General features: G+C 62.0%; 14 protein-coding genes. 5 read left to right on the top strand and 9 right to left on the bottom strand.

Features of this window, described 5'->3' with window-relative positions:
• Positions 1-82 precede the first annotated feature (82 nt).
• The gene (locus A6U87_RS02840) at positions 83-2,023 is read left to right on the top strand and encodes a methyl-accepting chemotaxis protein (RefSeq protein WP_065689701.1); all 1,941 of its coding nucleotides are present in this window, start codon (positions 83-85) and stop codon (positions 2,021-2,023) included.
• Between the two features lie 183 nt (positions 2,024-2,206).
• Positions 2,207-2,605, top strand: coding sequence for a VOC family protein (locus A6U87_RS02845; protein WP_065689702.1), 399 nt, complete (start codon positions 2,207-2,209; stop codon positions 2,603-2,605).
• Between the two features lie 57 nt (positions 2,606-2,662).
• Here A6U87_RS02845 and dxs read toward each other — a convergent pair whose 3' ends face one another.
• The 4 genes from dxs to A6U87_RS02865 form a co-directional block, all read right to left on the bottom strand.
• Entirely contained in the window at positions 2,663-4,585 is a 1,923-nt protein-coding gene (dxs, locus tag A6U87_RS02850; RefSeq protein ID WP_065689703.1) for a 1-deoxy-D-xylulose-5-phosphate synthase, read from the bottom strand.
• 105 nt (positions 4,586-4,690) lie between these two features.
• Positions 4,691-5,614, bottom strand: a complete 924-nt coding sequence (locus tag A6U87_RS02855) for a pirin family protein (RefSeq protein ID WP_065689704.1) — start codon at positions 5,612-5,614, stop codon at positions 4,691-4,693.
• A 131-nt stretch (positions 5,615-5,745) separates the two neighbouring features.
• On the bottom strand, positions 5,746-5,997 hold the full coding sequence (locus A6U87_RS02860) for an exodeoxyribonuclease VII small subunit (protein ID WP_057466674.1): 252 nt from the start codon (positions 5,995-5,997) through the stop codon (positions 5,746-5,748).
• 2 nt (positions 5,998-5,999) lie between these two features.
• On the bottom strand, positions 6,000-6,935 hold the full coding sequence (locus tag A6U87_RS02865; protein WP_065689705.1) for a histone deacetylase family protein: 936 nt from the start codon (positions 6,933-6,935) through the stop codon (positions 6,000-6,002).
• Positions 6,936-7,090: 155 nt separating this feature from the next.
• Between A6U87_RS02865 and A6U87_RS02870 the strand changes: the two genes are divergently transcribed.
• The gene (locus A6U87_RS02870; RefSeq protein WP_065689706.1) at positions 7,091-7,492 is read left to right on the top strand and encodes a thioesterase family protein; all 402 of its coding nucleotides are present in this window, start codon (positions 7,091-7,093) and stop codon (positions 7,490-7,492) included.
• On the opposite strand, the gene A6U87_RS02875 is transcribed toward A6U87_RS02870, so the two are convergent.
• The 3 genes from A6U87_RS02875 to A6U87_RS02885 are packed head-to-tail and all read right to left on the bottom strand — an operon-like array spanning position 7,489 to position 9,359.
• Positions 7,489-8,052, bottom strand: coding sequence for a biotin transporter BioY (locus A6U87_RS02875; protein WP_065689707.1), 564 nt, complete (start codon positions 8,050-8,052; stop codon positions 7,489-7,491). The genes A6U87_RS02870 and A6U87_RS02875 overlap by 4 nt on opposite strands.
• A gap of 24 nt (positions 8,053-8,076) precedes the next feature.
• Entirely contained in the window at positions 8,077-8,685 is a 609-nt protein-coding gene (locus A6U87_RS02880; RefSeq protein ID WP_065689708.1) for an energy-coupling factor transporter transmembrane protein EcfT, read from the bottom strand.
• A complete protein-coding gene (locus tag A6U87_RS02885; RefSeq protein WP_065689709.1) occupies positions 8,685-9,359 on the bottom strand; it encodes an energy-coupling factor ABC transporter ATP-binding protein in 675 nt (224 codons plus the stop codon). Before A6U87_RS02885 ends, A6U87_RS02880 begins: the two co-directional genes overlap by 1 nt.
• A gap of 158 nt (positions 9,360-9,517) precedes the next feature.
• Between A6U87_RS02885 and A6U87_RS02890 the strand changes: the two genes are divergently transcribed.
• Both A6U87_RS02890 and A6U87_RS30625 read left to right on the top strand, forming a co-directional pair.
• Positions 9,518-10,708, top strand: a complete 1,191-nt coding sequence (locus A6U87_RS02890) for a winged helix-turn-helix domain-containing protein (protein ID WP_065689710.1) — start codon at positions 9,518-9,520, stop codon at positions 10,706-10,708.
• 257 nt (positions 10,709-10,965) lie between these two features.
• Positions 10,966-11,175: a KTSC domain-containing protein gene (locus A6U87_RS30625; protein WP_065690236.1), complete on the top strand. Its 210-nt coding sequence runs from the start codon at positions 10,966-10,968 to the stop codon at positions 11,173-11,175.
• 49 nt (positions 11,176-11,224) lie between these two features.
• Here the strand turns inward: A6U87_RS30625 and ribB are convergent, their stop codons facing one another.
• Entirely contained in the window at positions 11,225-12,328 is a 1,104-nt protein-coding gene (ribB, locus tag A6U87_RS02900; protein ID WP_065689711.1) for a 3,4-dihydroxy-2-butanone-4-phosphate synthase, read from the bottom strand.
• A 10-nt stretch (positions 12,329-12,338) separates the two neighbouring features.
• Entirely contained in the window at positions 12,339-13,436 is a 1,098-nt protein-coding gene (gene aroC, locus A6U87_RS02905) for a chorismate synthase (protein ID WP_065689712.1), read from the bottom strand.
• Positions 13,437-13,500: the final 64 nt, after the last annotated feature.

Raw genomic sequence — 13,500 nt, forward strand, 5'->3', positions numbered from 1 at the left:
GATCATGTTCGCCGAATTACCAAAGTATGCCTCCGCATGCTCTGGCTTTGCCATGCCTGTGCGCTTCAAGAGAGATTGACTGATGTTGGCCAAGAACATGTCCCTGAACGGTAAGCTCGCCGCGACTTTCGCTGCGCTGATCCTTATCTTTCTATCCGTTTCCAGCTTTGTTTACTTCAAGGCGAATGTGGTTGCCGAAGCTGCCGTTCAGCAGAAGAAGTCGGAACTGCTCGTCAACCAGATCGACGATGCGCTGCAGGCGATGCTTGAGCAGGCCGTCAACCTGCGCGGCTTCCTGTTGTTTCGCAGCGACAGCACCTATGGCGATATTTTCGCGAACCGCGAGCGCATGCTGAAGGCGATCGATGCCGCACGGACGACGGCTGCCGGCAACGCTGATTTCGTCGGTCAGATCGACGCCATGCAGAAGGCCGCAGATCTCTATTTCCACCAGCTTGCCGAGCCGCAGTCGAAGGCTCGCAAGGAAACCGACATGCCGATCGACCAGATCGTCAAGATCGGCGTCAACGAGACCAAGGGCCAGCTCGATGGCTTCCGTCAGGCTTCCGCCAAGATCAAGGAGGCCGCACGTGATGAGTCGAACGCGCTTGCCGACAGCAAGGCGCAGGCGAGCCGGGCGCTGAACATCAGCCTCTTCACCGGCGGGATCGCCGCTGCCGCTGCTGCTGTCCTGCTTGCCTGGATGTTGTCGCGCAGCATCGTTCGCCCGATCGTCGGCATGACGTCTGCCATGGGCCGCCTGGCCGGCGGTCAGCACGATATCGACGTTCCAGCGCTCGATCGCCAGGACGAAGTCGGCCGGATGGCCCAGTCGGTTCTCGTCTTCAAGGATGCCGCGATCGAGAAGCTGCGTCTGTCGGGCGAAACCGATCGCATGCGTGGCGATGCCGAGCGCCAGCGCCAGATGGGCGACGAGCAGAAGGCACGCGAGGAAGCGGAACTGCGCTTCGCCATCGAAGGCCTCGCCAGCGGTCTGTCCGATCTTGCCAACGGCAATGTCGCCGTCCGCATCACGACGCCTTTCGCGTCGCAGTTCGATCGCCTGCGCAACGACTTCAACAATGCCGTCGAGAAGCTGCAGGCTGCCCTTCAGTCGGTTGGCCGCAATGCGTCTGCCATCAATGCCGGCGCCGGTGAAATCCGCTCGGCCGCCGACGATCTCGCACGCCGCACCGAGCAGCAGGCCGCAGCCGTCGAGGAGACGGCCGCAGCGCTCGAGGAAGTCACCACCACCGTTCGCGACTCCGCCAAGCGCGCCGAGGATGTCGGCCAGCTAGTCGAGCGCACGCGCCTTGGTGCCGAGAAGTCGGGCGATGTCGTCCGCAAGGCGGTTGCCGCCATGCAGGAAATCGAAAAGTCGTCCGATGCGATCAGCAACATCATCGGCGTGATCGACGACATCGCGTTCCAGACCAACCTTCTCGCCTTGAACGCCGGTGTCGAAGCCGCGCGTGCCGGCGAAGCGGGCAAGGGCTTTGCCGTCGTCGCGCAGGAAGTGCGCGAGCTCGCACAACGCTCGGCAAACGCCGCCAAGGAGATCAAGGCGCTGATCAACACCTCGGGCACGCAGGTCGATGCCGGTGTCTCGCTGGTTGACGAAACCGGCAAGGCGCTCGCCGAGATCGTCGGCGCGGTCCAGGAGATCAACAAGCACGTCAGCGCCATCGTCACTGCAACGCGCGAGCAGTCGGTCGGCCTGCAGGAGATCAACACCGCCGTCAACAACATGGACCAGGGCACGCAGCAGAATGCCGCCATGGTCGAGGAGCAGACGGCGGCGAGCCATTCGCTGGCACAGGAAGCAGGCGCTCTCGACGATCTGCTCGGCCAGTTCAATCTCGGTCATGCCCGCGCTGAAGCGCCAAGGGCGGCAGTCGCCAGCCCCGCGTCCCGCCCGGTCGCATCGCCGGCCCGCGCACTGACCCGCACGGTCGCCAAGGCCTTCGGCGGCGGCAGGGCTGCAACGGCGGCTGCGGTTCAGGAAGACTGGACGGAATTCTGAGCTGAAAAGCAGTGACCGGGAAAGAGAAGCCACCTTCTCTAATTCGCCACTGACTTGAACGCGGAAATCTGTACCTACGAGAAACGGGAAACGCTCGCAGCAAGCCGCTGCGAGCGTTTTCGTTTTCCGAAACCTGCTCTACGGTGTGATGGAGAAACCTACGGAATAGGAGATTGCGGACGCATGCTTCATCACATCTCTTTCGGCGTCTCGGACATCGAACGCTCAGCGGCGTTCTACGACGCCGCTCTAGCGCCTCTCGGCTATATTCGTGTCTGGGAGGATCTGAGGCCCGGAGAAGCGGATCAGGCCGTCGGTTACGGAATTGGTGGCGGCGGCGATAAGTTCGCGATCAAATTTCGTCCGGAGGGCCAGCGCCCGCCGGGGCCCGGCTTTCATCTGGCCTTCGCCTCCACGAGCAGACGAGCGGTCGCCGATTTTCATGAGGCCGCGATCGCACATGGAGGCATCGATAACGGGTCGCCTGGTCTTCGTGCCCATTACGGACCACATTACTTTGCGGCCTTCGTGGTCGACCCGGATGGTCACCATATCGAAGCCGTTTTCAATTCTCCTGACTAGCCGCAAGAAAGGTCAAAGGGCAGCGGGAGCTTTTCTCCGGTTGATGACGACGCCGGACTAGCCGGCGGCGCCGACGCCGAAGGCTGCAGGGCGTCCGAGCACCCGGAAGACCGTCGAGACGATCCCGGTGCGGTCGAGACCGGCATGGGCGTTCATCACCTCGGGCTTTGCCTGCTCCATCCAGAGGTCAGGCATCACAAGCGAGCGGATCTTCAGGCCGTTGTCGAGCAGGCCATCCGCCGCCAGGAATTGCATGACCTGGCTGCCGAAGCCGCCGACCGAGCCTTCCTCGACCGTGATCAGGATTTCGTGGTGGCGGGCAAGCTGGCGGATCAGATCATGATCGAGCGGCTTGGCAAAGCGCGCATCGGCAACCGTGGTCGAAAGCCCCGCTGCATCCAGATCCTCTGCGGCAAGCAAACAGTCGGCGAGCCGGGTGCCGAAGGAGAGCAGCGCCACCTTGGCACCTTCCTTGACGACGCGGCCCTTGCCGATCTGCAGGATTTCGCCGCGGACGGGCATCTCGATGCCGACGCCTTCGCCGCGTGGATAGCGGAACGAGATCGGGCCGGCATCATAGGCAGCGGCAGTGCGCACCATATGCTTCAGCTCTGCCTCATCGGACGCCGCCATGACGACGAAGCCGGGCAGGGTGGCGAGGAACGCCGTATCGAACGAGCCCGCATGCGTCGGGCCATCGGCGCCGACGAAACCGGCGCGATCGATCGGGAAGCGAACCGGCAGGCCCTGGATCGCCACGTCGTGGACCACCTGGTCGTAGGCGCGCTGCAGGAAGGTCGAATAGAGCGCGGCAAACGGTTTGAAGCCCTCGGCAGCAAGGCCGGCTGCAAACGTCACCGCATGTTGCTCGGCAATCCCGACATCGAAGCAACGCGACGGGAAGATGCTGGCGAGCTTGTCGAGGCCGGTACCATTCGGCATAGCGGCGGTGATGCCGACGATCTTGTCGTCGAGCTCGGCTTCCTGAACCAGTGCTTCGGCGAAGACGCTCGTATAGCTCGGCGCATTCGGCTTCACCTTGGCCTGCGCGCCGGTGATGACGTCGAACTTGTTGACGCCGTGATACTTGTCGGCTGCGGCTTCCGCCGGCGCATAACCTTTGCCCTTCTGCGTCACGACATGGATCAGCACAGGGCCTTCCGCATGGTCGCGCACATTGCGCAGCACCGGCAGCAGGTGTTCGAAGGAGTGACCGTCGATCGGGCCGATGTGGTAGAAACCCATCTCCTCGAACATGGTCCCGCCGGTCACATAGCCCCGCGCATGCTCGACGGCGCGGGTGATGGCACGGTCGACTTTCTTGCCAAGATAGGCCGTCAGCTTCTTGCCGAAATCGCGGAAGCCCATGTAGGTGCGCCCGGAGGCAAGGCGTGCCAGATAGGCGCTCATCGCGCCTGTCGGAGGCGCGATCGACATGTCGTTGTCGTTCAGGATGACGATCAGCCGGGCGTCGAGCGCGCCGGCATTGTTCAGAGCCTCATACGCCATGCCTGCCGACATCGCGCCATCGCCGATCACGGCGATCACGCGGCGGTCGGTCTTGTCGAGATCGGAGGCAACGGCCATGCCGAGACCGGCGGAGATCGACGTCGAGGAGTGAGCGGCACCGAAGGGGTCGTATTCGCTTTCAGCGCGGCGCGTGAAGCCGGAAAGACCGTCTTCCTGGCGCAGCGTGCGGATCCGGTCGCGTCTGCCCGTGAGGATCTTGTGCGGATAGCACTGATGCCCGACATCGAAGATCAGCCGGTCTTCGGGCGTGTTGAAGACGTTGTGGATGGCGATCGTCAGCTCGACGACGCCGAGACCGGCGCCCAGATGCCCGCCGGTCTTGGATACCGCGTCGATCATTTCATCCCGGACTTCGCGCGCCAGCTGCGGCAGGTCGCGATCCTCCAGCTTTCGGAGGTCGGCTGGATAGGTAACCTTATCCAACAGCGGCGTCTTCGGCGGTTGTGTCACGGGTGGGTGCTCTTTCTTGTCATTCTTGGGCAGGAAGCCTTTAAGGCATAAATTGCGGTGAAAAAAGTCGATTTCAAGAACCGCAGACTCCCTTTCTAAAGGAGATCAGCCTTCGGGCAAAGGTATGAATTCTTCCTCATCCCCCGGAACGATGTCGAACTTCCCAGTCCGCCACTCTTCCTTCGCCTTCTCGATGCGCTCCTTCGAGGAGGAAACAAAGTTCCACCAGATGTAGCGTTTCGAGTTCAGCGCGGCGCCCCCAAACAGCATCAGGTGACAGCCCTGGCTCCCTGCTTCAAGCGTGATCTGGTCGCCGGGACGGAAGACGAGCAGCTGATCGGCGGCAAATTTGTCGCCGGCAACGATGAGGTCGCTCGACAGGACATAGGCCGCTCGCTCTTCATGCCCGGCGCCAAAGGGAAACTTCACGCCGGCCTCGAGGCTGATGTCCGCATAGAGCGTATCCGAAAACACCTTCACCGGAGATTTCATCCCCTCGAAGTCGCCGATCACGACGCGCCCGCGGATCCCGCGTTCGTCGATGACAGGCATGTCGCTTTTTTCGGTATGCGTGAAGGACGGGTCGATCTCTTCCTTGTCGTCGGGCAGCGCCAGCCAGGTCTGCAGGCCCGACATCAGCAGCGGGTGGCCGCGCAGGTTGTCGGGCGTGCGCTCGGAATGCACGATGCCGCGTCCAGCCGTCATCAGATTGATATCGCCGGGACGGATGACCTTCTCGGTGCCCAGGCTGTCGAGGTGGCGGATTTCGCCATCGAAGAGGTAGGTGACCGTCGAAAGTCCGATATGCGGATGCGGCCGCACGTCGAGCGCCTCGTTCGGCTTCAGGATTGCCGGCCCCATGCGGTCGAAGAAGATAAACGGCCCGACCAGACGGCGATCGCGCGTGGGCAGCGCCCGGCGCACCTGGAAGCCGCCAAGGTCGCTGGTACGGGGAATGATGAGGTTTTCGATGGCGTCACACGCAAAGGCGTCGCCGGGCAGGGGGTCTTTACCAGGGAAGAAAGACATCGCAGATCTCCGATGAGCGTTGCGCCTACGCTAACCCTAATGATCGTATCGAACTAGGAAAACTTGTCGTGCCGGAATGGACGCAGCGTTCACGCCAACGAGGGTCATCGCATCCGGTGTAAGGAAATGGCTTATGCGCCGTCCAGCGGCTCTACGCCCTGCGGCTTGCCAGCGCGGTCGAGGCGGATCTTCTCGATACGGTTTTCAGCGGCCGACAGCAGCGTTTCGCAATGCTTCTTCAGCGCTTCGCCACGCTCGTAGATCTCGATGGATTCATCCAGCGCCACGTCGCCACGTTCGAGACGGGCCACGATGCTTTCGAGTTCGGCAACGGCCTTCTCGAAGGAAAGACCGGAAACCTCCGGCTTGACGCTGTCAGTCATACTCAACCCTTCATCATTCTGAGAATATGCAGGCCGGCCGATTCGGCGAGGCCTTCGAGATCATAGCCACCTTCGAGCAGGCTGACGACCCGGTTGCCGGCACTTTTGTCCGCGACCTCGAGCAACCGCCCGGTTGCCCAGTCGAAATCCTCGCCGACGAGATTGATCTGGGCCAGCGGATCGCGGTGATGCGCATCGAAACCGGCCGAGATGATGATCAGGTCGGGACGGAAATCGAAGAGCGCCGGCAGTACCCGCGACTTGAACGCCTCGCGAAAATGATCGCTGCCGACATTGGGCGAGAGCGGCGCATTGACGATCGTTCCGTGCTTGCCGCTTTCGTCCTTCGCCCCGCTGCCGGGATAAAGCGGCATCTGGTGCGTCGAGCAGAAGAGAACCGAGGGATCGTCCCAGAAGATGTCCTGCGTGCCGTTGCCGTGGTGTACGTCCCAGTCGACGATGGCGACGCGTTCGGCTCCATAGGCTCGCTGCGCGTGGCGCGCGGCGATCGCTGCATTGTTGAAGAAGCAGAAGCCCATCGCCTTCGATTTCTCGGCGTGGTGGCCGGGCGGCCGCGAGGCGACGAAAACGTTGTCGGCCTTGCCGGTGAAGACGTCGTCCACCGCAGCCATCGCCGCACCGACGCCCGTCAAAGCCGCCTGCAGGCTCTTCGGGCTGGCATAGGTATCGGCTTCGAGCTGATTGATCTCGCCGTCTTCCTCGGGAATCTGACGCATGACCGCCAGCAGATGCTCCTCCGGGTGCGCGAGGAGAACGGCATCCTCGTTCGCCTGCGGGGCCTGCTTGCGATCGAGCGGCGCGAAATTCGGATGTTCAAGCGCGACGTTGATCGCGCGCAAACGGTCGGACCGCTCCGGATGACCGTCGGGCGTGATGTGATCGAGGAAGATAGAGTGCTCGTAAAGGCGGGTGCTCATATTTCTACTGTATCGATCGGTCCCGTCGCGTTCTACAGCAGATGGCGCGGCACCGCAGGATTTCAACAGTCGCGCGATCCCGCCTACCTCGTATCGTCGCGTTTACTTCACCTTATCCCGGCATTACTGTCGCGGCAGGGGGAGATTTCGGCAACATGAACTCGACGACGCGCTCGAATACCGTGCACATGCATGTTCCGTTTCGCGATGTGGATATGAACGGCCAGATGTTTCTGGGGTCCTATATCTCGCATGCGGAGTCTGTGCTGGCGATTTTCTGGTTGTCCCGCCCCAAGCTGGCGGACGAGCCGCTTTACGTTGCCAGCAAGGTGACCTGTATCCTTCACCGTCCACTGCACTACGACGAAAAGGTCGTCTTTACCGCCTCTGTGGACAAGATCGGCGTCCGTTCCGCCGGCTTCAAGATCGCGGCCGACGCAGGCGGCGAACGCGCCGCCGAGGTCGAAATCATCTGGCAGGCGCAGGCGCCGGAAGACCGCTCCCCGGTTCCTATTCCCGAGGAGACGCGCGACTGGCTCTATAGCTTCATCGATTAGCTTCTGACCGGCAGCAGCGGATAGCCTGCCAATACCGCGCGACCGACGAGGGCCGCGACGAAGGCCTTGAGGACGTCGCCCGGGATGAAGGCCATCGAGCCGAAGAAGGCGGCGCTGAAGCCGATCTTTGCCACAAGCGCGAGATAGATGATGCCGCAGGCATAGAGAACGACGATGCCGCCGATCATTGCGGCCAGAAAGAAGCCGACAGTCTGGCGCGTCACACCCTGTTCGGCCTGCACGAGCCGTTCGCTGAGATAGCCGGTGGTGAAGGCAGCCAGAACCCATCCGATCAGGAAGCCGGTCGTCGGCGCGGCAAAGGCGGCCAGACCACCGCGACCGCCTGACAGAACGGGCAGCCCGATCGCCACCAGAACCAGCACGATCAGCACGGCGATCGTACCCCGGCGCGCGCCCAGCACCACGCCGGCCATCATTACGCCGAGCGATTGGGCGGTGATCGGTACGGGAATGAAGCCGAGCGTGATCGGCGGCAACATGCCGAGAGCCACGATGATCGCGGCGAAGAGGGCGCTGAGGACGAGGTCGCGAGTGCTCATGAACGACTCCAAATTGACGAACTGCTAATTGACATGCCGCCGAACGCCGCGGGCGTCAATCGCCGCCGCGATGTTATCCGCATCTCGCAGCGTCAGAATGATCAGCGGGACCAGTATGGTCGTCGGCTTCATCTTGATGCCGCGCGCTGCATGCGCCTCGCGGATCGCCTGGTAGCGGTTGACGATATCGGGCACGAACCGGACAACTAGGCCGACGGCCAGACCCACGTCATCGGCGCGGACCAGACGCACACGCTCGAGAGGACGGGCGAGCGCGGTGATCTCGTCGATGAACTGGGTGATGGTCGTGGTTGCGGTCACGCTGGCCGCAAAGAGCATCAGCGACGTCAGCCGCAACAGGGAAACGATCGCGGCGTGCCATGGGTTGAAGGCAAGGCTGAAGACCGCGACGATGAGGATCGTCAGGAACACCGGCTTCAACCGTGCAAGCGCCTGGCGAAGCGGGCCGCCGGCACTGAAGTAGATCGCAGCCGTCGCGATGACCGCGAGAACGAGCGGCGGAATGCTCGTCGTCGTAAAGAGAACGACGCCAAGGGCTGCAAGCACAATCAGCTTCAATCGTGCCGGGAGCCGATGCATGACGCTGCTACCTTCGACGAAAAGCGATTGCATCAGCCGACAATCTCCCTGTATCGGCGGATCGCGGCGGCAGCCGGCTCGTCGGCCACGAGCCTTGCCTCGTGGAACACCAGCACGCGTGGATAGGTCGCGACGAGATCGAGGTCGTGGGTGACGACGATGGCGCTCTCTGGCAGGCTGTCGATCAGGTTTTGCACCAGACCGCGGTTTCTAAGGTCGAGCTGATTGGTCGGTTCGTCGAGAATGAGGATCTCAGGGCCGGTTGCCAGGACGGAGCAGAGCGCGGCGATCTGCAGTTCGCCGCCGGACAGCTCGTGCGCGCGCCGATCGGCAAGGTGCGTCGCGCTGAAACGCTGCAGCACGCTTTCGACCCTCGCCTCGATCTCGGCTTTCGAGAAACCGCGGCTTTTCAGCCCGAACGCAATGTCATCCCGCACGATCGGCAGAATGATCTGGTTCTGGGGTGACTGGAAGATGAAGCCGACATCGGTGAGGACGGCTTTTTCATCCGCCGTATAGCGCCCGTTGACGCAGACGCTCCCGGCAGTCGGCTTGGTCAGGCCGTTGACGAGACGCGCAAACGTCGTCTTGCCGGAGCCGTTCAGTCCGATGATGCCAATGCGGCTTTCGGTCAATTCAAGCGTCAGCGGATGCAATGCAACACGCGCGCCATAGGTGACGCCAGCGCCTTCGAAGCGGATATTCAAGCCTGCCCCCTTACATTCAAGGCCGTTCTATAAATGAAAGGGGCGCATTGAAAGCCGAAAAATGCGGTTGACGGCAGCACCCGATCCATCTTTCCTCTCGCAACGGCCATCGCACATAGCGGGTGGCTAGGAACATTTTCCGGATTAATGTGCTTGGTATGACGAAACTTATTTCGAATTCCGATGCCCGCCGTGTCTTTCTCGCCAAACAGGGATTGAGCGCGCCACCGAAGACGGCCTTGACCAAATCAGGACTGCTGAAACTGATCGAGGATATCGGTTTCGTGCAGGTCGACAGTATCCAGACGGTCGAACGCGCGCACCACCAGATCCTGTTTTCCCGCAATCAGACCTACAAGCGCGAGCACCTGACGACGCTTCTGGAAAAGGACGGCGCGCTGTTCGAGCACTGGACGCACGACGCCTCGATCCTGCCGAGCGCATTCTTCAAGTATTGGAAGCACAAGTTCCGGCGACAGGAGAAGGTGCTGATCGAGCGCTGGCGCAAATGGCAGGGTGAAGGCTTCGAGCACGCGTTCGACGAAACCTACGAGCGCGTTGTCGCAAACGGCGCCATCCTTGCCCGCGACATCAAGGCGGACGGACACGTTTCCGGCGGTTGGTGGAACTGGCATCCCAACAAGACCGCGCTCGAATATTACTGGCACACCGGTAAGTTCGCGATCGCCGGTCGGTCGAACTTCCAAAAGATCTACGACCTCGTCGAGCGCGTCATACCGGCCGAATTCCATGAGCCAGAGGTGAGCAGCGAGGAGTTCATCGATTGGGCTTGTCGGAGCGCGTTGGCGCGGCTGGGCTTTGCAACGCATGGCGAGATCGCGGCCTTCTGGGATCTGCTCTCCCCTGACGAAGCGAAAGCCTGGGTCGCGGCACATCGCGACGAATTGACGGAGGTGCTGATCGAGCCTGCCTTGGGCGGCAAGCCGCGGCCATCCTGGGCATTCACAGACCTGCATGCGGAGCTGGAGGCTGCGCCAGCCGCACCGCCGCGTATCCGCGTCCTCAGCCCGTTCGATCCGATGATCCGCGACCGCAATCGCACCGAGCGCCTCTTCGGCTTCTTTTACCGTATCGAGATTTTCGTACCGGAGCCGAAGCGCGAATACGGCTACTACGTCTTTCCGCTGCTGGAAGGCGATCGTCTGATTGGCCGCATCGACATGAAGGCGGACCGCAAGCGCGGCGTCCTAGACGTCAAGCGGTTGTGGCTGGAACCGGGCGTGCGGCCGTCGACAGGCCGTATCGAAAAGCTGCATGCCGAGCTCGACCGATTGGCCAGGTTCGCCGGCGTCAATGAGGTCGTGCTGATGGACGGCTGGCAGGGCTGATCGAGGCCTGAAGCTAGACGGCATTTTACGAAATATCAACGCAATTACAGAGCGTTAACGTTGAGACGGGTTTACTATGCTTGTCTTGAACTTCTTAAGGCCCGGCTGCGTACGATGGCGTCATGAACACACGAGCCATCAAATTCGCCGTTCGGACGGCGCTAAACAGCCTTCGCCGTGAAGTGAGGGCCTTGCTGCGCAAGCGGCGCGATGCGCGCGCCGCCACGATCATCACCCGCGCTGGACGTGAGGCAAAGATGGAGCCGTTGACGGTGAAATCGACGCTGATCGACGCCGTCTATTTCAGCCAGGAGGATGGCCGGCTTCGCGTCTGCCTGAGCAATGGCCAGGAGCGGCAGTTCGAAGGCGTTGCCGAATCCGAGGTGATCGCCATGGTCACCTCGCAATCGCCGGGGCAATACTACCTCGAAAACGTCCGCGGACGCTTCAAGCGAATCGCGGCCTGATAGACCGGAGCCGGCTGCTTGTCGGCACCGCCGGTCCGAGTGTCTCGCCTCAATAAATCTCGGTCTTGGCGATCTTGATGCCAAAGCCTTCGAGGCCGACGTAGTGGCGTTCGCGGCTGGTGAGCAGCTTGATCGACGAGACGCCAAGATCCTTGAGGATCTGTGCGCCGAGACCGATTTCCAGCCATTCGCTTTCGCGGCTCTGGGCTTCGGCGTGCTCTTCGCGACCCTGCGAGCGCGCCTTCCGGCCGTTGTCGTGGTGACCGACGCCAACCGAGCCTTCGCGGAGATAGACGATGATGCCGCGACCTTCCTCGGCAATTCGCTTCATGTAGTGATCGACAGGACGACGGTTGCCGAAGATGTCTTCGGCAACGCTTTCAGGATGCAGGCGCACGGGAATGTCGATCCCGTCCCGGATGTCGCCGAAGACGACGGCGAGATGCTGCATCGGATCCCAGGGCAGGGAATAGGTATGTGCCTTGGCCTTGCCGAACGGGGTTTCGATGTCGAAGCTCGTTCCGAGTTCGATCAGCGTCTCCTTGCGCTGGCGATAGGCGATGAGGTCGGCAACCGAAACGAGCTTCAGCCCGTGCTGTGCGGCGAAATCGACGACTTGCGGGCCACGCGTGACCGTACCGTCGTCGTTGACCAGCTCGCTGATGACGCCGACCGGGGGCAGACCGGCCAGCCGGCAGAGATCGACGGCGGCCTCAGTGTGGCCGGAGCGCATGAGAACACCGCCTTCGCGGGACACGAGCGGGAAGATGTGCCCGGGGCGGACAAAATCGGCGGCGCCGACATTCGGGTTGGCGAGGTTGCGAACCGTAAGCGTCCGATCATCGGCGGAGATGCCGGTCGTCGTTCCATGCTTGAAATCGACGCTGACGGTGAATGCCGTGGTGTGCGCGGAGTCGTTCTCCGCCACCATGGCATTGAGGTTCAGGCGCTTTGCCTCTTCCTTCGGCATCGGCGTGCAGACGATACCGGAGGTGTGGCGAACGATGAAAGCCATCTTCTCAGGCGTGCAATGCACCGCCGCGACGATGAGGTCGCCTTCGTTTTCACGATCATTATCGTCCATGACAACGACGATCTCACCGGCTTCGAAGGCTCTGATCGCGTCCACGACGCGCTTCTGATCGTAGGACATTGATCGGTTCCTATTTCAAGCGGCCGGTCTGGCCGCGGTCACGAAGGTAGTGGTCGGCGATGGCGCAGGCGACCATGGCCTCGCCGATCGGCACGGCGCGAATGCCGACGCACGGGTCATGACGACCCTTGGTGCGAATATCGACGTTCTTGCCGTCCGCATCGATCGACTGGCGTTCCGTCAGGATCGATGATGTCGGCTTGATGGCAAAACGGGCAATGACCGGCTGCCCGGTCGAAATGCCTCCGAGAATGCCGCCGGCATGGTTGGACAGGAACAACGGCTTGCCGTCGTTGCCCATGCGCATTTCGTCGGCATTTTCCTCGCCGGTGATTTCGGCGGCTTCAAAGCCGTTGCCGATTTCCACGCCCTTGACGGCGTTGATCGACATCAGAAGCGAGGCGATATCCTGGTCGAGCTTGCCGTAGATCGGCGCGCCGAGACCTGCGGGAACGCCTTCGGCCACAACCTCGACGACGGCGCCGATCGAGGAGCCGTTCTTGCGGATACCATCGAGATACTCTTCCCAGACCGGAACGATGTCGGCATCCGGCGCGAAGAACGGGTTCTTGCCGACCTGTTCCCAATCCCAGTTCTGGCGATTGATCTTGTGCTTGCCGATCTGTACCAGCGCGCCGCGCACTGTCACTCCGGGCACGACCAGGCGGGCAATACCGCCGGCGGCGACGCGGGCGGCCGTCTCGCGGGCGGACGAGCGACCGCCACCACGATAGTCGCGGATGCCGTACTTTACGTCGTAGGTATAGTCGGCATGGCCGGGGCGGTACTGCCTGGCGATTTCGCCGTAATCCTTGGAGCGCTGGTCCGTGTTCTCGATCATCATCGAGATCGGCGTGCCGGTCGTGATCATCGTCTCGCCGTCCGCATCCAGCATCACGCCGGAGAGAACCTTGACGAGATCGTCCTCGCGCCGCTGCGTCACGAAACGGGACTGGCCGGGCTTGCGCTTGTCCAGCCATACCTGCAGCTCTTCGAGCTTGAAGCGGAGTCCGGGAGGGCAGCCGTCGACAACGCAGCCGAGGGCAGGGCCGTGGCTTTCGCCCCAGGTGGTTACGCGGAAAAGGTGACCGAATGTATTGTGCGACATATGTTCCGACCGGATCGCGCGCCGGCCGTCACCGGTCGCGCCTTTCTTTGAAAAGCGCGACACT

It is taken from the genome of Rhizobium sp. AC44/96 (assembly GCF_001692185.1).
Classification (GTDB): Bacteria; Pseudomonadota; Alphaproteobacteria; order Rhizobiales; family Rhizobiaceae; genus Rhizobium.